Below are 21,295 nucleotides of genomic sequence, written 5' to 3' on the forward strand. Positions count from 1 at the left end.
CTTAGTGACGCTAAGACATAATGTGTTTGAAGCTGTGTCATGCCTAAGTTAAGCTTATGATATTGAATGATGGGGAATACTCATGACTGAAGCGGAATATCTTGCCAATTACGATCCTAAGGCTTTCAAGGCTCAGCTACTGACAGTGGATGCCGTATTGTTTACCTACCATGATCAGCAGCTTAAAGTACTCTTAGTGCAACGTTCAAACCATCCTTTTTTAGGTTTGTGGGGATTACCCGGAGGCTTTATAGATGAAAATTGCGATCAATCCTTAGAACAAACCGTATTACGTAAACTGCATGAGAAAACCGCGGTAGTGCCACCTTATATTGAGCAGCTATGCACTGTGGGTAATAGTGGCCGTGATATAAGAGGCTGGTCCGTGACTGTGTGTTACACCGCCTTGATGAGTTATCAAGCCTGCCAAATCCAAATTGATTCAGTGAGTGATGTTAAGTGGTGGCCGTTAGAGGATGTGTTACAGATGCCATTAGCGTTTGATCATCTGCAGTTAATTGAGCAAGCGCGGGAACGCTTAACACAGAAAGCCTTATATTCTTTAGTGCCAGGCTTTGCACTGTCTGAACCTTTTACCTTGCCAGAACTGCAGCATGTACATGAAGTTTTACTGGGTAAGCCTATCCAAGGTAAATCTTTTCGTCGGCGGGTTGAACAGGCCGATTTATTGATCGATACCGGATTGAAGCGCACTGAACGGGGGCGTCCTGCGAATTTATACCGCTTGAAACCCGATACCGCATCGTACCGATTCTTAAGAAATTTAGAATGTTGATCAAAGTCGTTGCAGATTGAAACGCGTTTTCATGGGGCTAATGACAACTGCTTATGTTTTAGGTTTTGATATTACTCAACAGCTTTTTTCCTATTCAGTTACCTAAATTGCACATAGTGTCTAAAAGACACTATATGCAATTTAGGTATATCAATGGCTTTTATTTCGTCATAAATAGTCTAAAAATCAACTTTACATAATAATGTCTTTAAGACACTATTGGTTCTGTAGACAACAAGGGCGCCGTTAATTGCGGTAATCTTGCCATAGACAGGAGGTTAGTATGTCTCAACGTATTCAAGCATCTAAAAGCATTCAAGCGTATCAAGGCACTGTTAACGCTCAACAACTGCAAGCCGATTTTTATCAGTTACCCGCAGCTAGTGATGAGGCTCATTACCGTTTATTTCAATTTGGCGCGGGGGAGAATCATGTTCAACTGCTGGTTCCTCCAGCGAAACGCGTCACACTTTTCTTCGGCTATCGTGGCGATCATTCCATCATGCAGCTCTTGTTGTTAACTGATGCATTACGCCGCAGCGGTGCAGAGCAAATCGATCTGTTACTTCCTTATATGCCGGGCGCCCGCCAAGATAGAGTGTGTAATGTGGGCGAGGCCTTATCGGTAAAAGTCTATGCCAGCCTGATTAATCAGCAGCAATATACTTCAGTCAGCATTTTTGACCCGCACAGCGATGTCACCGCCGCATTGTTAGACCGAGTGCAAGTTATTGACAACCATAGCTTTGTCGCCGCGATTGCAGCTCAATTATCGGGTGAGCTAGTGTTAGTCTCGCCCGATGCAGGGGCGAATAAGAAAGTATTCGGCTTAGCGAAAGCGTTACAGGGAATGCCGGTGATCAGGGCAGATAAACATCGCGATGTGGTCAATGGTCATATTATCGCTACTGAAGTGTTCTGTGATGATTTATCGGGTAAAACCTGCTTAATCGTCGATGACATTTGTGCTGGTGGCAGAACCTTTATCGAACTTGCCATCAAGTTAAAGCAAAAGGGGGCCCAAAGCGTCATTTTGATCGTGTCACATTATGAAGATAAGGCCAGCGAATCGGCTCTGCGCGAGGTGGGCATAGACAGATTATTTTGTACCGATAGTTTAGGTGTCCCTGCACATATTTCGAGCGAGTTCTGTGATTGTCATGCTGTTTTGAGTTATATGAATAATTAAGGAAAATATTATGTACTTGAATCCCGTTACCGCCATTGATGGCTACAAAGTCGACCACCGTCGTCAGTATCCCGATAATACTCAAGTGATTTTTAGTAACTTGACCGCCCGTAAATCCCGTCGTGGTTATACAGACCAAATGGTGTTTTTTGGCTTGCAGTATTTTATCAAGCATTTCTTGATCGACAGTTGGAACCGTGATTTCTTTCAACAACCTAAAGATCAGGTCATTCGCAAATTCTCCCGCCGTATCAATAACTATCTCGGGCCAAATAATGTGGGTACTCAGCATATTGAGGAGTTGCATGGCTTAGGTTATTTACCAATAAAAATCATGGCCTTACCTGAAGGCTCAGTGTATCCACTAAAAGTGCCTTGCTTGGTTTTGTACAATACCGATGAGCGATTCTTTTGGTTAACCAATTACCTCGAAACCATCCTTTCTGCGAATGTGTGGGGCATGTGTACTAGCGCCACTACCGCGCTGCAATACCGCAAAATATTTGAGACTTACGCGCTAGAAACCGATGGTGACATCGCATTTGTTGATTGGCAGGGCCATGATTTTAGTTTCCGCGGCATGTATGGTGCAGAGGCTGCGGTAATGAGCGGCGCCGCCCATTTACTCAGTTTTACGGGTACAGATACCATTCCCGCGATTGATTTTCTTGAGCAATATTACCGTGCCGATAGTGATCATGAACTTGTCGGTGGCAGTGTGGCCGCAACGGAGCACAGTGTGATGTGTGCGGGTGGTATGGAGAATGAATTAGAGACGTTCCGCCGTCTGATTGAAGATATTTATCCTAGCGGCATTGTCAGTATCGTTTCTGATTCTTGGGATTTTTGGCAGGTGATGACAGAGTTCACCGTTGCCTTAAAAGACCGTATTTTTGCGCGTGAGGGCAAAGTGGTGTTTAGGCCTGATACGGGTTGTCCGGTGAAGATCATTTGTGGCGATCCACAAGCAGCTGTGGGGAGCCCTGAGTATAAAGGCGCTATCGAGTGTTTGTGGGATGTCTTTGGGGGCAGCACAACTGCCAAAGGTTACAAATTACTCGATAGCCATGTCGGACTGATTTATGGCGATTCAATCACCATTGAGCGGGCTGAAGCCATTTGTGCCGGCTTAAAGGCCAAAGGTTTTGCGTCAACCAATATTGTGTTTGGGATTGGCAGTTTTACCTATCAACACGTGACCCGAGATACCGACGGTTACGCGGTGAAAGCGACCTTTGCGAAAGTTGATGGTAAAGACAGAGAAATATTTAAAGATCCTAAAACCGATGACGGTACTAAAAAATCGGCTAAGGGACTGGTTGCGGTGTTTAAAGATGAGCAAGGGCAATTTTATCTTAAAGATCAAGCGAGCTGGCAAGATGTTAACAATTGCGAGTTTGTCCCCGTATTTGCCGATGGTGAACTCTTAACTGAATATTCTTTGGCAGATATTCGCGCAAGGTTGGCAGAGTCCAGACGTTGAGCCTATAGAATTGTAATTTTTAACGGCTATAGACAATAGCTAAGATAAAACTGGCAATGTGATTTCTATCAGGATCATATTGTCAGTTCAGTTCAGTTCAGTTCAGTTATGAATTGATGTTCAGTCGTATAAGTAAAGCGCCCCATAAATAGTTAAATGCAAATACAAGCGATTAAGGCAGCAACTGGTTTCGCTTAAGGATTTTATAGGTACGTTGGCCTATCTTTTCGAGGTTTTTTAAATCTTTTAGGCTAGGTATCGCATCTGAATATTGCCAATAGCTGATTTCTGCATCGAGCATTTCAAGCATTTTTTTCGAACAACCTAAACATTGTCCCTGGCACAATTGTGCTTCTTCTAAGTTGAGTGGAATAGTCGCTTTGATCTGGTTTATCAAGCTTTGCATGGCGATTTGGGTATTGGGTTTTGTCATAGAAGAGGTACGTAACAGTATTCATGGGAATGAATATTAGCGGATGCTGCAGTGGAAGTAGGTGATCTAAGCTGGATTTGACTCATTTGGTTCGGCAGGTATCTGCGTGAGAGAGATACAGCCTGAACCAAATGTGTTCGTCATCATGACGTAAAAAAGGATAGCGTGTTCGTGACATTCGGCTATCAGTTTACTTAAGTGCTCGGTACTGCGAAGAGAATGGAAACCGATTAAATACACTTGAGCAAACGGGGTATAACAGTACTTATTTCTAACTTATCGTCTAATTTATTTTTTGACTTATTTGTTTGCGGACAATAACCATTTCATAAAGCTGATGGCTTCTGTACGCTTTGAAAAAGTCTGTCTGTTTTTACCTTGACGATCGGTAAAAGCAATTGAGGTTTTATTTACTGAGATTGAATCTACAGGAAAGTTCACTGTAATTTCATGTCCATTAATTTTGTATGACATATGCCACACTCCTTTTTTGTTAATTCACCCATAGGTGAGATAGTTGTAACTATAAAATATCCTTAGCAATTTGCGAAAGATTCGTTCTATTGAGAATCGAGGTTACCCCATCTTTGATTCATTAATCAAGAGATGCTTAATCGATAAATAATACATGTTGTCGATTATGCCAATGGACTAACTTGATTCTGCCAGTTGACCATAGCTTAATGACAATACTATGACAGTGTGGAGAACAGTAAGTTCACAGACATAAGCACATGATTTTAGTGGTATCGAATGCTTGAGCTTATAGGGTTTTGCTTGTAGTAGGCTTTCTTTATGAGGACCGAACTCTGATTGCTTATGATCAGGCTGGTTTAAAAAGGTAAACAACAAGGTGTATCTCAAAACGACGTGCAGTATATCAATAAAAACAGCTTATGCAAGTTTAATTTTTATTCAATGTAATGATTTGTTGATTAATGTTGGGTTGACGTGAATTGTTTCTGGCTATTTATTTGATTTAAAGAATAAAGCTCGGTATGAATTATGTTCTTATCTTGTATTTAGCGGCAATGCAGTGTGCCCATATTGCGGCTTTTTAGGCAAATAGGATGAGGTAACGTCTAGCAAACTGAATTAAAAATTCTAGAAAACTGAATAAAAACTCTCGCAAAATAGAACAAAAATCCCACTGAAATAGGTTATTTCAATGGGATTAATGGCTTATTTCGTAACTGATAATTTAGCAACTGAAAATTCAGTAACTGAAAATTTAGCAACTGATTCATCTAAACAAATTGAATAAATTAAGTCACGCTATAGCGCAGGCAGTAGGCTTAATAAATCAGTTCACCTATGGGGTTAAGCAGCTTGCTTAGGCCTTTGGTAAAATGCAGTGGCGCATCTAACACTGTGTAGCATAAACAACCGTCAACGGTTTTTGGTGAGTGGTGATGTTGGCTATTGAGCACAATAAAATCACCTGGCACATAGTCACCATTAAGATCCGAAAACTCTCCAGCCAGTAATAGTGTTAGTTCATAACCTTTGTGAGTATGTTGCGGGATTTCACCTTGGGCATCTATGTGCAATAAGCTCGCGCGGGTGTTCATTTCATCAACATCAAAACGCATGCGACTGACTTTGCCTAGGATTTGCCAAGGACGAGCCAAATGCTGGCGAAATACCGATGGCACTGTGTAATGCTGTTGTTTAACGTGAATATTTAGAGGAGCGTTACTAGGCACATCCGTTGCCGCAGGCTGAGCCATGATTTGCGCCAGCATAGCGTTAATATCCATCACTGGTACATTAGTGGCTTGAGTGTTTTCAGCAATATGTGCTGTGTGAATCGTCGCTTTATCAGTATGCTTTACAGCATGAGCATCATCTGGATTTAAAGCCAAATTGGCGGCTTGCTCTGTTAATAGGGCAAGTTGCTCACGACACGTCTCACATAACGCGCAATGCGCTGCTACCGCGATGGCCATAGACAAAGGTAAGTCCCCATTCGCATGGCTCACGAGTAATTCTTGTTGGGGATGATGCTTAATCATTGTGTGTCTCCAAGAAACTTTTCAACTTTTCTAGCCCGAGTCTTAATCGTGACTTTATGGTCCCTATAGGCACCTTGAGGGCATCGGCTAACTCTTGTTGAGTGAGTTCTTGCATGTAAATACCTTGCACGACTTGTCGTTGCGCGAGGGGAAGGGCATCAAGATGTTGGAGGAGTTTCGCCGTCAATTTATGATCAGTGAGTGTGTCTTGAGCCATGGTTGCATCGCACAATGGCCAAATATCATCGCCAAAGGTATCTTCTTTATTATGTTGTACTCGTCTCAGCATATCGAAACACTGATTACGCATTATGGTAAACACCCAAGTTGTCACTGAGCCTTTTTCAGCATTGTACAGGTGGGCCTTAGTCCACACGCTGGTCATAGTTTCTTGAACTAAATCCATGGCTAAGCCTTGTTGATTCAGTCTTTGCAAACCAAAAGCGCGGATCTTGGGCATAAAATGCTGGAATAAGTGCCCAAAGGCTGCTCTATCGCGCTTATCTGCTACTTGAAGCATGAACGTGATTAAAGCATCTGCTTGAGGCTCGCAGGTTTTAACAGCGGGAATGTCGTTATCCATAGCCGAATGAGTCAGAGACGTGATAGGGCCATGATACCGATTTTGCCTGCTTTGTGATTGAATATTTTCCATTATTTTCGCTCTTATCACAGTCGTTAGTCCTGATGTTGACATCAGTAACGACAACATTGAGAGGCTTGATTCGTTTCTGAGCCCAGTTTTACTGTCAAACTATCAATCAATACGGACTGGCTTAAATAAAGGATCATTCACAGGGCTATTTTATCACGGCTCGCAATAGGTCTCGGGTCATAATATGATCTAAGGCATTAATGCAGGTGTACTTTTCGGAGGCTTGCACGGGTAATATTTCTAGCCAGCGTTGGCAGACCCAAGCAATATCTTCGAACTGTTCCGCTTGGTAGTGCTTGAGATGTTGCGGATATTCCTTGAGGATATTTTGTAACATTTGGCTCAAGTAACGCTCATCGGTCGCAATACGTGTCGCAGGCCAATTGTCGATAAAGCTAACATCGCCGCGCTTTAATCCATCGTCTTCGACACGGATTTCATTGAGTTTAAAGCGCTGCGCACCTTGAATACTGATCCCTAAAAAGCCATCGGGTAGGGTTTCAAAATCAATAATATGCACTAAGGTGCCTATGGGCTGAATAGTTTTACCATCCTCTTCGAGCATACATAAGCCAAATCCTTCGCCTGACTTTAACGATTCGGCGACTAAACGCTTATATCTAGGTTCGAATACCCGCAGTTGTGTGTAACCTTCGGGCAATAAACAAATGGGTAGTGGGAAAAGAGGTAATTTCATCGTGGCCTCTGGTGAACTTATGTTCCTATCATTACGTACCATAGTGGCAGTTCGATCAGTAAAATTATTCAACAATAGTTTACCCATATTTAGAGGATGGCATGAAATTAAATCCATTTGAGAAAAAGCTCGTTCAGCATCCAATACGTTTTTGGCTACAAAATCATATCGAAGCGCCTTTACTGACTTCTATGATGCCTAAACCTATGGCCCGCTGCGAGCGTGCATTAGAAATCGGCTGTGGGTTTGGTAATGGTATTCAGTTGATCCGCGGGCATTTTGGCGCAGGACATATCACGGCCGTGGATATCGACCCCGAAATGGTTGCAGCGGCACAGTTCCGTTGGCAAGCTCGGCCGCAGGGCTTAAAAGGGCTGAGTTTCTCGGTTGCCGATGCTTCTAGTCTTCCCTTTGCCGATGGCGAGTTTGATATGGTGTTTGATTTTGCCGTATTCCACCATATTCCAGATTGGCAGGCGGCCATTAAGGACGTTGCAAGGGTACTGAAACCAAACGGTTACTTTGTTATTGAGGATTTATATCGCGCTGCGATTTGTAATCCATTAAGCCGACGCCTATTCGAGCATCCACAGCAAAATCGGTTTAATCACCGCGAGTTGTTACTTGTGCTGCGTCAATCGGGGTTTGAGATAATCTGCGACAGAAATGCCTTGGATCTTGCGGGCATGGTGCTTGCACAGAAAGCGCAGCGTTAGGCGACAGTGTCGCTGACCTAAAATTGAATATGCGTTTTGAATGGGTTGAATATTCGTACTTTTGCGAGAGTGGTTGTAATTTTTAGATAAAATAGACTCACGGCATGGTTCTTCATAGGAGTTTACCGCTATAATTTGAGCTAATCCGTCGCATGTGAGGAAAGGATTTTCCTCAAGAGTAGAGAAGCAGCATTATGGCAAACGTACTTGCAACCGTAGATCAGCGTACCAAACTCGTGGGTGAGAACCGCCTCGAGTTGTTGCTCTTTAGTATTAATTCCACGCAGTTATTTGCCATCAACGTCTTTAAAGTTAAAGAAGTGGTCAAGCTTCCTCCCCTTAATGCTATGCCTGGGAGTCATCCTCATATTTATGGTGTTGCTAATATTCGCGGCATTTCTATCCCTGTGATTGATTTACGTTCGGCGATTGGGTTTAAACCTTTACCGCCGGATGATGATGCCAATATGATCATCACAGAGTATAACCGCAGCGTGCAGGGCTTCTTAGTCGGCAAGGTTGAGCACATTATCAACATGACATGGAGCGATATCATGCCGCCGCCGAAAACGGCAGGGCGCAATAATTATTTGACGGCAATTACCCGCATCGAGCACCAAGGCAAATCGCAACTAGTGTCGATTATCGATGTAGAGAAAGTGCTAGCTGAGATTATTCACTACGATATTAGGCTTTCTGAAGGTGTGCTCGATGAAACCTTAGTCCATGAAATGCCAGGCAGAAAAATCTTGATTGTGGACGATTCATCGACCGCAAGGCGTCAGGTGCGTGAGACTTTAAGCCAACTAGGCATAGAAATTATTGAAGCTTCTGATGGCTTGCAGGCATTGAATTTATTACAAAAATGGCGCGATGAAGGCAAGCAAGTGTCTAAAGAATTACTGATGATGATTACCGATGCCGAAATGCCCGAGATGGACGGCTACAAACTGACCTCTGAAGTCCGCGGTGATAAAGCTATGTCAGATCTATATATTACCTTGAATACTTCACTGAGCGGCAGCTTTAACCATGCCATGGTTGAAAAGGTGGGCTGTGATAAGTTTATTTCTAAGTTCCAGCCGGATCTGCTGGTGGAAGTGGTACAAGAAAGATTAAGACAAGTGATTAATCACTAAGCAGTTTGAGATACGAACTATCGGTGATTGACCTTGTGTTGGTCATCGGTAGGCTCAGCGCTTTTAATAATTGCTTTTAAATGTGGCCTGTTTATATCAGACTTTTAATATCAGCCCTTCAATTGCAACCTTTCCATCGCTTCTGTGCAAATCCTACCAAATTACCTTTTTATTTAACGCTCGATTACGAGGCGAATTCGGCTTCTATATCTTGTAATACTTGGCGTTTCATTTCTTTGGCGGCGGCAATATGGATGCGGGCGAGTCGTAGGGCGTAGTTGAATCTTGCTCGGCCGACGAGGCGCACCAGTTCGGCAAAAAACTGAGGATCTAAGGTGAATTGCGTCGAGTAGTACTGGATTGCAGCATTGACTGAGTTAAAGGTCACGCCATCAAATTCGAAACCTGCGTTATAACCTTGGTCGTCAATTTCTTCGCCTTCTAATACCAGTGGCCAGCCGGGTGCGTTGATACGGTCGCGGGCAATCTGGTACATCATCCAAGCACTTTTCTTAAAGCCTTCAAACACTTTGCAGGAAAATTCAGACTCGGCAAGTTCTTCTTCGGTCCAATTAATCCCAATCGCGAGGTGTTTTGCATAAATGCGCATCAGTGCATCTTTGACGGCCATACGACAATCCCAAATTGAACTCAGGGTATGTTGTTTGGCTAATCGTAAGCATTCGCTGCAGGCGGGGACGGCTAATGAAGGATGTGGCGTATGTGTGTGGGCAATATATTCGAAGTGTTGATTGCTCGGTTCGCCGCAAAACCAACAGGTATGACGTTGGTCGAAGGGAATATCGATAAGCGGGATAGCAGACATCAAGGGATGAGCACCTCAGTCCTTGATGTCATTAATGGCACATTGAAGGGATTAAACTTCTTCAACATCAACCAAATCTTTTGCTAAAACAATAGGATCAAGTTCGAGGCAATCTTCATCAGTCTGCCAATCCACACCGATCAACACACCATCGTCGTTGAGATCCGACACCCAATATTCCAGAAATTCTTCTAATGAAATAGCAACGGGTTGGTAGTCGTGCCATTCGTCGCTGCAATGGGATTTTGCAGTGGCTTCACTTGACCACAATGGCATCACATCTGTGTCTTCAAATTCTGAAGAGTCACAAACGACCCAGCCTTCGCCAGTTTCATCCATTAGACCCCAAAGCGTCTGATGTTGTTTTACATTTTTGATAAAGCCAGCCAAAGCCGCATTGATTTCAGTCATGATAGGTCTCTTTGATGTGTGCTGTTAACTTATCCATTATACGGTAACATGCTGCGATACCAAGGGATTCTTTGTTAAGATTTTTCTTGTGTTGGATAACTGAGCAATAAGCCGATGCCACAAGGTATTTATGGCGATAAGGATTGTGTTACGTGTCGCTATGGGTCAGGATTATTGGCAATGATAAGCCTTGATGCAGTGTGCTTTACTGTTCAAGTGTGGCTCAGATAGAGGCTTTCCGTGGGGGAGAAACATGTCTTCTATACCATTGGCCGTTAAAGGTTTTTTTGTAGTAGAACCTTTAACTCGTTATGCCAAGGTGAATATCTCTCTAGGGCAATGCCTTCTCGAAGAAGGAAGATTGCCGTTTTTAGCCACAGCAGTGTGATTACTGTGTCATTGTTGTGAAATCAAATATTGGAGTTGTTGATTTGATTAAAATTAAAGGGTTAACTTATCTGTTTGCGAGTATTGCCGCCTGTGTCAGCTTGAGTGCCTGTTCAAGCGTGCCAGCGGCGAGTGCCAGTTCCAACACTAGCGCAACTGCTAACGCAGTCAGTAGCAACGCCAGTGGCATAGCTGCTGAAGCCAATCAAATGTCTGATATTAATGCTAGCGTACAAGTAAATGCTGAGGCATTTCCGAGTTGTCTGGCTGGGCTACAAGCGCGGGCACGCTCTAAAGGGCTGTCAGAGGCGACCATTAACTCGACCATTGCAAATTTGAAATTTGTGCCGCGGGTGATTGAGCTTGATCAGCAACAACCCGAATTCAGCCAGACCTTCGATAATTATTTCAGTAAGCGCGCTACTGAATGGCGCGTTAATGAAGGCCGTCGCTTACTGAAAAAACACAGCGTTTTACTCAATCAACTAGCTAAAGAATATGGCGTGCCGCCACAATATATCTTGTCTTTTTGGGGGCTTGAAACCAACTATGGTTCCTATAAAGGCAAGATGTCGGTATTGAATTCGCTCGCGACTTTGGCCTGTGAGCCACGCCGTAGCAATTATTTCACCATAGAACTGATACAAGCCTTAAAGCTGAAAGAAAAGTATCAGTTCGATGATGACACTATGGTGGGATCATGGGCTGGCGCCATGGGACACACGCAATTTATGCCGTCGGCCTATGCCAAATATGCCGTCGACGGTGACGGCGATGGTAAAGCCGATTTATGGAATAGTACCACTGACGCGCTGACGTCCGCCGCGAACTTTTTACAGCACTTAGGCTGGCAGCGAAATGAACGCTGGGGCCGTGAAGTCTTATTGCCAAAGGATTTTAGTTACAGCCATTTAGGTGCAAAGCAGCCCTTGGCGTTATCGGAATGGGCCGCCCTTAATGTCACGCAAGCGAATGGCCAACCTTTGCCCGCCGTGGATATTCAAGCCGCGCTGTATTTGCCAGCAGGGCATACTGGGCCTGCCTTTTTAGGCTATGAGAACTTCAATGTGATCATGCGTTGGAATCGCTCTGAGTATTATGCCATCACAGTTGGGCATCTTGCCGATCGCATTAATGGGGGGTTACCTTTGACAGTGAGCCCGCCAGAACAGCCACGCTTAAGTCGTGAGCAAGTTAAGCAATTGCAAGCAAAACTGAATGAGGCCGGATTTGATGTTGGCAAGCCAGATGGTGTGTTAGGGCGTAACTCTGTGGCAGGATTGCAAGCCTTTCAACGGAGCAAACAGATGATTGCCGATGGCTTCCCAAGCCCAGAGGTGTTTACTGCTTTAGGACTATCACTGTAGCCACTGTCACTGTCGTTACTGCAGCCAAAGAGCGCTCGCCGCGGGTTTTGAGCGCTTTTAGGCCGGATAAAAAAGTGGAGTGAAAAGCTCAGTTTTGTTAAGCTCGGCCCACAATTGAAATCGAAGAAAATCAAAGGATATTCGATGAGCATTAAAGACGATATGGTTGTGCAGTTTAACTACACACTGCGTGACGAGAAAGGCGAAGTGATTGAGACGAACGAAGGTCGCGATCCGATTGCCTATTTACATGGTCATGACAACATGATGCCTGGTGTAGAAAACGCGATCAATGGTAAAGCCATCGGTGAAAAATTCACTGTGACTTTACCTGCTGCCGAAACATACGGTGAGCGCGTAGCGGATGCTGATGCGCACCAACGTGTGTCGGTTAAGCACTTATTGGGCGCGACTGCGTGGAAACCGGGTATGACTGCTGTGGTCAATACTGACCAAGGTCAACGCCAAGTGACTATCGTTAAAGTGGGTAAGTTTATGGCGACTGTGGATGTCAACCATCCATTAGCGGGCCGCGAACTGACATTTGATATCGAAGTCGTTGGTGCCCGTGACGCGAGTGATGAAGAAATCGCCCACGGCCATGCCCATGGCGCTGGTGGTCATCACCACTAATTTTCAGGCTTCGAACTTGGCTTTTATCTGACTCAATGTGAGATGAATATAAGTTCAGTATGAGTTGAATGAATCGAGGCAGAAGATTGAATAGCAAAAGCCCAAACCTAGGTTTGGGCTTTTTGTTTTTATGGCGCTAACGGCTAACGGCTAATGGCTAATGGCTAATGGCTAATGGCTAATGGCTATGTTCATGCTCGAGTGGTTTGTCGGCAAACATCATATCTAGGCTTGCTTGGGTTTGTGGATGATAGCCGCTGCGAGCCTTAAGATAGACGCTCTTGGCCCAATCGTATTGATTTGTGCTTGCAAGCTTTTGGTATAACGGCACGATTAAGCGCATGCGGCCAATATGGGTTAAGTGTTGTTTTAATGCGGGTAGTACCGCGTAATAGCCGTTGTCTAGGGCGAGCGAATACCATGCAAAAGCAATTTCACTGTTGCCTGTGCCCGTAAAATGGAACGCCTTATCCAGCTCGGCAAGCTTGGTTTGGTCTAGATTGACTCTTGGCATTTCGTTGATAAACCTTAACCACTGGTGCACTGTCCAAGTGTTGGTTTTCAACTCGCTTGCGCTAAGTTTACCGTCGAGCCAAGTTTGGCTTTGGGCATCGACATCATCGAAGGCGTGGGAGTTGGGCTGCACCAAAAATGATGGCAAACCTTGCCCTTCAATCCAAGTGTCCACTTCAGCCACACTGACCACATTGGGGTATTTGTTTAATAGATTCAAAGATAAATACTCACGGAACTGCGCCGTGGTAATGCTTTGAAATGCAAAATGATTGAAGTAGTTTTTTACAAAGGCATCGAAGCGCTCGCGGCCAAATTTTTGCTCTAAAAAGAGTAAAAACAACTGGCCTTTCACATAAGGGACACCGCTGAAGGCCTCGTCGGGTGAGCGCTTTCCAAGATCCACATGCAACACTGAATCGCTAGGCGTGAGTTCTGCAAGCTCGGCAAGCAGCTCTGAATAGCCGATGATTTGCTCCATCAGCGCTCGGTCGCGGCCGTAGAGATCTTCCATAATGCGATTCTCTACATAGGTCGTAAAACCTTCATTAAGCCAGAGATCGCGCCAAGTGGCGTTGGTCACCAAGTTACCCGACCACGAGTGGGCAAGTTCATGGGCAATTAGACTCACTAAACTTTTATCACCCGCGATCACTGTTGGCGTAATAAACGAAAGCCGTGGATTTTCCATCCCGCCGAAGGGGAAGCTTGGCGGTAAAATAAGCAAGTCATAACGTCCCCAACGGTAATCGCCGTAACGTTTAGCGGCGATTTTGATCATCTCCGGCGTGTCGGCAAATTCCTTGCTGGCTTTGTCGAGGATTTCTGGCTCAGCCCAAATGCCCGAGATGTTATCTAAAGGGGCGAACTTTAAATGCCCGGCTGCGATGGCGATTAAGTAAGCTGGGATCGCCTGCGGCATAGTGAATTGGGTCTGCGTGCTCGACAGGGTTTTACGATCGGCACTCATGACCACAGTAATGGCTTTATCGGTAGTAATCGTTGCGCTATAGGTTTGGCGCACGGCTGGGGTATCTTGCAGTGGGATCCAGCTGCGAGCATGAATCGCCTGACTCTGACTGAACATAAAAGGTAACTGTTTACCTTGGGTTTGCTCAGGAGTTAACCATTGAATACCGGATGGATTATTCGACGTGTGATAATTGATTTTAACTTTTTGGGTAGCTTCATCGGCAAGTTTGATGGTTAGCGCCGCACCTTTTACAGCGTCCGCTTTGGCTAAGGTGAAGGGCACGCTTTGCCATTTCCCATTTGAATTCAAAGCACTCACGTTGTTAATCGTTAGATCTCGAGTATCTAAGATGAGTTCTTTCCCCGCCTTATGCCAAGCCAAATCAAGGGTGGCTTCGCCGGATAAGTGGCTTTGTTTAAAATCGATGGCAAGGGCTAGTTCAACATGACTCACGCTGACGTCAGTGTAATTGGCATAGGTCAGTGCATCTAGGTTCTGCTGCGTCTGTGCTTGTACAACAGTGGCACTAGGTTCAGCGGCTAACGTATTTGGAGCGCTATTGGCATAGGTGCTAGCAAGGAGTTGCAGCGCAAACAAAAGGGCGCTGCTTAGGACGGTACGTCGAAGTGAAAGCATTATTTAACAGCCTAATGATGAAGTATTTTTGCTCGAGTTTTGGGCGATAAGTGCACCAATTTGCTTGGTGTTCTATCGACCCATTCTATTTAGGGCAAAAGTTTACCTGATAATCCACTGGATTTGTGATCTCACTGTTAGCTCAAATGTAATCAAACTTTAATGGCTCGTCTGTTGGGAAGGAAATGCCATCGGTAAAAGACCACAAGTTTGCTATGATGGCGGCGTTTTCACATAGGGCGGTTATCAAAATGGTGTTAGATTTTTCGCAGGGTAAGTTAATCGTCACTGAGTTCGAAGTTCAAGTGCGGCTCAATGTTGCCAGTATCGTGCTGCAAGCGAGTGCGGAGGATATCGGTTTGCGACGTCAGCCACCTATGTTAATCGCCGATGGTGGCGGTGTACGTTGGAGCTTAGTATTGGACTCAAATACCCAGTTGCGTGCGATTCAAGATGTACTGGGCATGGATGCGGAATAAAGCACGCCTGCACAGCATGTCTAACTTACAGATTTATCATCACTTTTTAGTTGATGAGTGTTTAATATCGAATTAGGGATTTTTTAGTATGTCAGTTTCTCTTGAGCGTATTGTCGTTGAGCCTAAGACACCAGCTACAGCCGTGGTTATTTGGTTACATGGATTAGGGGATTCGGGTGCCGGATTTGCCCCTGTTGTGCCTGCATTAGGTTTGCCTGCCGATCATGCTATCCGGTTTATTTTCCCCCATGCACCAGAACAAGCCGTGACCATTAATGGCGGCTACGTCATGCGCGCTTGGTACGATATTAAAAGCATGGATTTGCACGACAGAGCCGATATGCAAGGCGTGCTTGAGTCGGAGAAAAGGGTTGCTGCACTAATTAACGAACAAATCGCGGCGGGTATTGCGAGCGAGCGTATCGTATTAGCAGGATTCAGTCAGGGCGGAGTCATGAGTTTATTCTCTGGACTGCGTTTCCCCGAGCAACTTGCAGGGATTATGGCACTGTCTTGCTATTTACCGACGGGCGATGTATTACCCGCTGAATTAAGCGCAGCGAATCGTAATACACCCATATTACAGCAACATGGTCTACAGGATGATGTAGTGCCATTATCCGCTGGAACATTAGCCAAAGAAGCTTTAATTACGGGCGGTTATAATATTGTGTGGCAGACTTATCCTATGCCGCATTCAGTGATCCCTGCGCAGTTAAAAGAGATTTCTAAGTGGTTATTACAGCGATTTGAAATGTAGACAAGTCTAATTGCTGATAAAAACAGCATGCGGTAAATTGAAAATTGCCCATGCTTGTTTTTTTATGGGAACAATCACTGTTTTCTGTAATGTTTTCTAAGTCATTTATACTGAACGATTTAAATTAATTTATTTCATTTTTATTTTTAATTCTCTAAATATATAGAAATCAGTCATTCAGCTTATTTTTTATATGAAACAAATCTGTCTTATAACGCCCGCGAATTCCCCTATAAATGTCAAGTTTTTAATAAAAATGACACAATTTATCTTTATTCTTTGTTATTATTCGTGACGCTGAACTTGATGGAGTTCACGGCAATCTTTCTATGATAAAATAATTAAAATCAAGGGGTTGATGTAATGAGACATATGCTTATTAAAGGACTAGTTGCAACTGCTGTTGTCGCTGCGCTTGCGGGTTGTAATAATAGTGATGACGATAAAGTCCCAACAACGTGTGCTGAAGCGGGAAGCGCTTGCACAACATTTACCGTTTTACACACCAATGACAACCATGGCCGTTTCTGGGAAAACAGTGACGGCGAATATGGTATGGCTGCGCGTAAAACCTTAATTGACAGCATTCGTGCAGAAGTCAGTAAGAATGGTGGTCAAACATTATTGCTGTCTGGTGGCGACATTAATACTGGCGTGCCAGAATCGGATCTACAAGATGCGATCCCAGATTTCACGGGTATGAATAAAATTGGTTACGACGCTATGGCTGTTGGTAACCATGAGTTTGATAATCCATTATCCGTTGTTGATATGCAGCGCCGCCTTGCGGAATTCCCTATGTTAGCGGCGAATATTTACCATAAAGATGCAGATGGCAATCTAGGGGAACGTTACTTTGATGCCTATAAGGTATTCGACATAAACGGTCTGAAAGTGGCTGTAATAGGTTTAACGACCGAAGATACGGCTAAGATTGGTAATCCAGAATTCATCAGTGGCCTGGAGTTCACCGATCCAAAGACTGAAGTCGCTAAAGTGATTAAAGAAATTAAAGACGCCAAAGCGGCCGATATTATTTTCGCTACCACGCACATGGGTCACTATGCTGACGGCCATAACGGTAGTAACGCCCCTGGTGACGTGGCTATGGCTCGCGCACTGAAAGAAGGCGATCTGCAAGTGGTTATTGGTGGTCATTCACAAAACCCAGTGTGTATGGAACCAGGTACTGACAACAAAGCCTACGCTGACTTTAAACCAGGCGATGAATGTGCTCCAGATAAACAGAATGGCACTTGGATCATGCAAGCCCATGAATGGGGTAAATATGTTGGTCGTGCAGATTTTGAATACTTTAACGGTGAGCTTCATTTAGCAAGCTATAAACTTGTGCCAGTGAATATGCGTAAACTGGATGACGCGGGCAAGAAGACTGCTGATTTAGCGGGCACTAAGATTGAGCCTGACGCTGAGTTAAAAGAGCTGCTGTCTTACTACCAAGAGAAAGGTCAAGCTAAGTTAGACGAAGTCATAGCGACTACGGATGCTCTGTTAGATGGCGAGCGTGCAAACGTTCGTAATAAGCAAACTAACTTAGGCCGTATGTTAGCGATGGCGCAAAGTGATAAAGTCAAAGCCGATTTTGGCGTGATGAACTCCGGCGGTGTACGTGCCTCTATTCAACCTGGCAATATCACTTACCGTGACGTGCTGACTGTTCAGCCATTCGGTAACATGGTGACTCTGAACGAAATGACAGGTACTGAAGTTGCGGCTTATTTAGGCGCGGTAGGTAGTATTCAAATTGGTTCAGGTGGTTATGCACAAATCACGGGCGTGAAAATGACCATTGACTGTGTAGCTAAGACTGCCAATATCAGTGTCATCAATGGTGAGAACTTCAGCCCAACAGGAACTTATAAGTTCACTGTACCTAGCTTTAACGCTGCAGGTGGTGACGGTTATCCTAAGCTAGAAAGCCCAATCCAAACGGGTTTTGTTGATGCTGATTTACTCTATTCTTTCTTGAAAGAGAAACAAGCGATTAAAGCTGCTGACTACAGTCCGATAGGCGATATTGTTTATGAAAACTCAAACAGTGTTGAAGGTTGTCAACTTTAAGTAATCGAAAACTACTTAGTGTTTAAATAAAAATGCCACTCAATAGAGTGGCATTTTTTATATTTTATGAATTATAAAATAATGCTCAATAATTATTGGTGATACATTTAGATTTATTTGTATCATTAAAATGTATATCACTGCATTCGTTTACGATTGAATTAATTTGTATCAAGCAATTTTTTTAATGCCTTTGATTGGTATTAACTTCTTAATGGTATGATGTATATCAACTTTTTAATTGCTGTTGACGATATTTCATACATCAGATTGTGTATCAATTTGTTTTATTGTGGAATAAATTTGTTTTAATAGTTGACTTGAATGTAGCGTATTAACATTATCTCTACAGCGAAATAGAGTTCGCTGATTAAATATAAAAATAAAAGCATAGGGTTTTATTTACCTCAAGGAGAGATTAATGCGCTATTTAAGTTTGACGGCCAAAGCCGTTCGTACTAGTTTAATTACTGCGGCGACAAGCAGTGTGGTTTTTTCGGGATTAGGTTTTTCTGCAATGATAAATGCAGCAGAAGAAAATACCAAAGTTGAACGCATTGAAGTGACGGGTTCTCGTATTAAACAAGTTGATATGGAAACCGTTTCACCCGTGACTGTCATCAATGCTGCAGATATTGCTATGACAGGTGAAAAAACCGTTGCTGACGTATTAAATAACTCTGCGATAAACAGCTTTGGTTCTTGGCGTGGTATTTCAGGTTATGGCTCTGGTGCAAGCTCAACCAGTAATGTCAATTTACGCGGTTTAGGATCGTCTGCGACCTTAGTGTTATTAGATGGACGCCGTATGCCAGGGACGAGTTCGAGCTCTGGCTCAGTGGCAGATACATCTTCTATCCCTATGGCTATCGTGGAACGTATTGAAATCCTGCGGGATGGCGCTTCAGCAGTCTATGGTTCCGATGCGGTTGCGGGCGTGATAAACATTATCACTAAGAAAGAGTTTGAAGGTTTTCAGCTTGATTACAGTACAGAGCAACCAAGCGTAGAAGGGGGGGATGCTAACCGTCTATCGCTTGCAACTGGCTTTAATACCGATAAAGGCAATATCACTCTCACCTATGAATATTATGATACAAAAGCGGTAATGGACCGTGATATTTGGCGAATGGATGATTCAAGTTATAACGCCTATAGCGGATATAGCTCAGTACCAAATGGTAAATATGGACCAGGCAATGGTAGCTGGTATAGTAATTCAGATATATGTGAAAAAACGGAAAATACCATAGACTCAGGTGATGGTCGTTGTTTATATAATCATGGTAATGTCACTAAGTTATTTGGCGATCAAACCCGTAATTCGCTGTTATCTAATTTCTCCTATGAGATTTCAGAAAATATAAAATTTCGAGGCCGAGCTTCTGCTTCATTAGCTGAAACTGAAACTCGTTATGCCGGTACGCCAGTATCAACTAATACCCCTGTGATGAGTGCCGATAATAAGTACAACCCCGTTGGCGAAGAATTAGTTATTTCTATGCGAGGCGCACAACTTGGTGAGCGAGATACATTAACTGAAACCAACAATTTTGATATTCTTGGTGGCTTTGTTGGCACAATAGATTCCGGTAATGGTATCGACTGGGAATTAAATGCCCAGCATGCGACCTCAACAACAAACAGTTTTAACTACAATTTACTGAATGACAATATTATTCAGCAAGAAATAGATTCAGAGCAATATGATATTTTCAATACCTCTGGCATGAGTTATGAGCAGTGGGACCAACAGATGACAGATCTGTATCGCAAAGCTGCACATACTGGGGTTTATCAGGGTAAATTTGAAAGTACTCAATTGGATGGTCTTGCTTCGACCTTACTACTCGATGACGGTGATTTTTCGGTCGCTATGGTCGGCGGTCTTGAATATGAAATGATCAAGTTTAAGCAAACCAGTGATCCAGAATCAGCGGCGGGTATTATCTCCGGCGGTTCGGGTGGTGATGATGTGGACGCCACGCGTGACCGTAGCGCCGCTTATTTGGAACTCCAAGTTGGCTTACCTGCCAACGTTGAGTTCTCTGCCGCAGTACGTTATGAGCGCTATGAGCAGGAAGGAACCCTCACAGGGCCTCAAGGTGAAGTGGTTAACTCATCGACCTTCGATGCCGTGGTGCCTAAGTTTGGTTTAAGCTGGCGCCCAGTGGATAGCTTGTTACTGCGTGCCAGTTACGGTGATTCGTTCCGTGCGCCAAATATGAGTGAAATGTTCTCGTCTCAATCCTTGAGTTTTGAGAAGGCGGTGGATTCCCTATGGTGTAATGAACCCGGTAACGTGGATGCCATATATTGCGCCACCAATAATCAGCATAAAACTTGGTTTGGTGGTAACCCAAACTTAGAGGCTGAAGAGGGTAACTCGTTAACCTTTGGTGGTGTTTGGAATGTCACTGATGCATGGAACTTGGAGTTATCTTATTACTCAATCACCTACGACAATAAAATCGAGTCGATCGATGTAGATGATATTCTGCGTGATGAAATCAAGAATGGATCGTCTCCCTATGTGACCCGTGGTCCAGATGGCAAGATTGAGTATATTGAGGCGGGAATACGTAATTTAGCCACAGTTGAGACCTCTGGTATCGATTTTGTAACGGCTTATAACTTAGAAACTGGCTTTGGTGATTTCAATTTCAAACTGGATTTGACTCACGTGCTTGATTTTAAGAAGCAGGATAATGCCGAATCAGAGATGATCGACTACGCAGGAACGACGGACTCACCCGATTGGCGTGGCAACTTTGCGACAAGTTGGAAATACGATGATTTCTCTGCCGCATGGACAGTCGTCTATATTGGTAGTCAATCAGCAAGTTATTTCAACGAGTTAGAAAAAACCGACCGTTATGTCGATTACGATAATTACTTTAAACACAATATCCAATTTGGTTATACCCATGCTTATAACGGCTCTATCACAGTAGGGGTGAATAATGTGTTTGATGCTGAAACACCAAACTATTATACCTACGCCGATTATCGCGATGTGAATGTGGGTTTATATGATGTGTTAGGTAGAACGTATTACCTGAGAATAAACCAGAAGTTTTAGGTTGTCCGCCCTCCCTGGATAAC

20 protein-coding genes are annotated in these 21,295 nt (G+C 43.9%); 12 read left to right on the forward strand and 8 right to left on the reverse strand.

Annotation, left to right across the window (positions count from 1 at the left end; genetic code table 11):
* The first annotated feature begins 82 nt into the window (after positions 1-82).
* The 3 genes from Q4Q57_RS09365 (at position 83) to Q4Q57_RS09375 (ending at position 3,468) form a co-directional block, all read left to right on the forward strand.
* Positions 83-796: an NrtR DNA-binding winged helix domain-containing protein gene (locus Q4Q57_RS09365; RefSeq protein ID WP_311890659.1), complete on the forward strand. Its 714-nt coding sequence runs from the start codon at positions 83-85 to the stop codon at positions 794-796.
* Between the two features lie 283 nt (positions 797-1,079).
* Positions 1,080-1,985, forward strand: a complete 906-nt coding sequence (gene prs / locus Q4Q57_RS09370) for a ribose-phosphate diphosphokinase (protein ID WP_311890660.1) — start codon at positions 1,080-1,082, stop codon at positions 1,983-1,985.
* A gap of 10 nt (positions 1,986-1,995) precedes the next feature.
* The gene (locus Q4Q57_RS09375) at positions 1,996-3,468 is read left to right on the forward strand and encodes a nicotinate phosphoribosyltransferase (RefSeq protein WP_311890661.1); all 1,473 of its coding nucleotides are present in this window, start codon (positions 1,996-1,998) and stop codon (positions 3,466-3,468) included.
* A gap of 172 nt (positions 3,469-3,640) precedes the next feature.
* On the opposite strand, the gene Q4Q57_RS09380 is transcribed toward Q4Q57_RS09375, so the two are convergent.
* From Q4Q57_RS09380 to Q4Q57_RS09400, 5 genes are all read right to left on the reverse strand, one after another.
* Positions 3,641-3,901, reverse strand: a complete 261-nt coding sequence (locus Q4Q57_RS09380) for a hypothetical protein (protein WP_311890662.1) — start codon at positions 3,899-3,901, stop codon at positions 3,641-3,643.
* Between the two features lie 300 nt (positions 3,902-4,201).
* Complete coding sequence (locus Q4Q57_RS09385) at positions 4,202-4,375, reverse strand: hypothetical protein (protein WP_006082106.1); 174 nt, start codon at positions 4,373-4,375, stop codon at positions 4,202-4,204.
* An 821-nt stretch (positions 4,376-5,196) separates the two neighbouring features.
* On the reverse strand, positions 5,197-5,916 hold the full coding sequence (locus tag Q4Q57_RS09390) for a ChrR family anti-sigma-E factor (RefSeq protein WP_311890663.1): 720 nt from the start codon (positions 5,914-5,916) through the stop codon (positions 5,197-5,199).
* Positions 5,909-6,571, reverse strand: a complete 663-nt coding sequence (locus Q4Q57_RS09395) for a sigma-70 family RNA polymerase sigma factor (RefSeq protein WP_220777787.1) — start codon at positions 6,569-6,571, stop codon at positions 5,909-5,911. Before Q4Q57_RS09395 ends, Q4Q57_RS09390 begins: the two co-directional genes overlap by 8 nt.
* A gap of 145 nt (positions 6,572-6,716) precedes the next feature.
* Positions 6,717-7,268: an LON peptidase substrate-binding domain-containing protein gene (locus Q4Q57_RS09400; protein ID WP_220777788.1), complete on the reverse strand. Its 552-nt coding sequence runs from the start codon at positions 7,266-7,268 to the stop codon at positions 6,717-6,719.
* A gap of 101 nt (positions 7,269-7,369) precedes the next feature.
* On the opposite strand from Q4Q57_RS09400, the gene Q4Q57_RS09405 reads away from it, so the two are divergent.
* A complete protein-coding gene (locus tag Q4Q57_RS09405; protein WP_311890664.1) occupies positions 7,370-7,984 on the forward strand; it encodes a class I SAM-dependent methyltransferase in 615 nt (204 codons plus the stop codon).
* Positions 7,985-8,178: 194 nt separating this feature from the next.
* Positions 8,179-9,123, forward strand: coding sequence for a chemotaxis protein CheV (locus Q4Q57_RS09410; protein ID WP_311890665.1), 945 nt, complete (start codon positions 8,179-8,181; stop codon positions 9,121-9,123).
* 184 nt (positions 9,124-9,307) lie between these two features.
* On the opposite strand, the gene Q4Q57_RS09415 is transcribed toward Q4Q57_RS09410, so the two are convergent.
* Positions 9,308-9,949, reverse strand: a complete 642-nt coding sequence (locus Q4Q57_RS09415) for a hypothetical protein (RefSeq protein ID WP_311890666.1) — start codon at positions 9,947-9,949, stop codon at positions 9,308-9,310.
* 51 nt (positions 9,950-10,000) lie between these two features.
* Positions 10,001-10,360, reverse strand: a complete 360-nt coding sequence (locus Q4Q57_RS09420) for a DUF2750 domain-containing protein (protein WP_006082098.1) — start codon at positions 10,358-10,360, stop codon at positions 10,001-10,003.
* A 253-nt stretch (positions 10,361-10,613) separates the two neighbouring features.
* On the opposite strand from Q4Q57_RS09420, the gene Q4Q57_RS09425 reads away from it, so the two are divergent.
* From Q4Q57_RS09425 to Q4Q57_RS09435, 3 genes are all read left to right on the forward strand, one after another.
* A complete protein-coding gene (locus tag Q4Q57_RS09425; RefSeq protein WP_311890667.1) occupies positions 10,614-10,748 on the forward strand; it encodes a hypothetical protein in 135 nt (44 codons plus the stop codon).
* 43 nt (positions 10,749-10,791) lie between these two features.
* Positions 10,792-12,114, forward strand: a complete 1,323-nt coding sequence (locus Q4Q57_RS09430) for a lytic murein transglycosylase (RefSeq protein WP_311890668.1) — start codon at positions 10,792-10,794, stop codon at positions 12,112-12,114.
* Between the two features lie 144 nt (positions 12,115-12,258).
* Positions 12,259-12,747, forward strand: coding sequence for a peptidylprolyl isomerase (locus Q4Q57_RS09435; RefSeq protein ID WP_006082096.1), 489 nt, complete (start codon positions 12,259-12,261; stop codon positions 12,745-12,747).
* A gap of 178 nt (positions 12,748-12,925) precedes the next feature.
* On the opposite strand, the gene Q4Q57_RS09440 is transcribed toward Q4Q57_RS09435, so the two are convergent.
* Positions 12,926-14,869, reverse strand: coding sequence for a M1 family metallopeptidase (locus tag Q4Q57_RS09440; protein WP_311890669.1), 1,944 nt, complete (start codon positions 14,867-14,869; stop codon positions 12,926-12,928).
* Positions 14,870-15,120: 251 nt separating this feature from the next.
* On the opposite strand from Q4Q57_RS09440, the gene Q4Q57_RS09445 reads away from it, so the two are divergent.
* From Q4Q57_RS09445 to Q4Q57_RS09460, 4 genes are all read left to right on the forward strand, one after another.
* Positions 15,121-15,348, forward strand: coding sequence for a DUF3389 family protein (locus Q4Q57_RS09445; protein WP_106651841.1), 228 nt, complete (start codon positions 15,121-15,123; stop codon positions 15,346-15,348).
* Positions 15,349-15,436: 88 nt separating this feature from the next.
* Entirely contained in the window at positions 15,437-16,108 is a 672-nt protein-coding gene (locus tag Q4Q57_RS09450; RefSeq protein ID WP_311890670.1) for a carboxylesterase, read from the forward strand.
* Positions 16,109-16,471: 363 nt separating this feature from the next.
* The gene (gene ushA, locus Q4Q57_RS09455; RefSeq protein ID WP_311890671.1) at positions 16,472-18,190 is read left to right on the forward strand and encodes a bifunctional UDP-sugar hydrolase/5'-nucleotidase UshA; all 1,719 of its coding nucleotides are present in this window, start codon (positions 16,472-16,474) and stop codon (positions 18,188-18,190) included.
* 421 nt (positions 18,191-18,611) lie between these two features.
* On the forward strand, positions 18,612-21,272 hold the full coding sequence (locus tag Q4Q57_RS09460) for a TonB-dependent receptor (protein WP_311890672.1): 2,661 nt from the start codon (positions 18,612-18,614) through the stop codon (positions 21,270-21,272).
* Positions 21,273-21,295: the final 23 nt, after the last annotated feature.

This window comes from Shewanella sp. SP2S2-6 (genome assembly GCF_031931965.1).
In the GTDB taxonomy this organism is placed as follows: Bacteria; Pseudomonadota; Gammaproteobacteria; order Enterobacterales; family Shewanellaceae; genus Shewanella; species Shewanella baltica.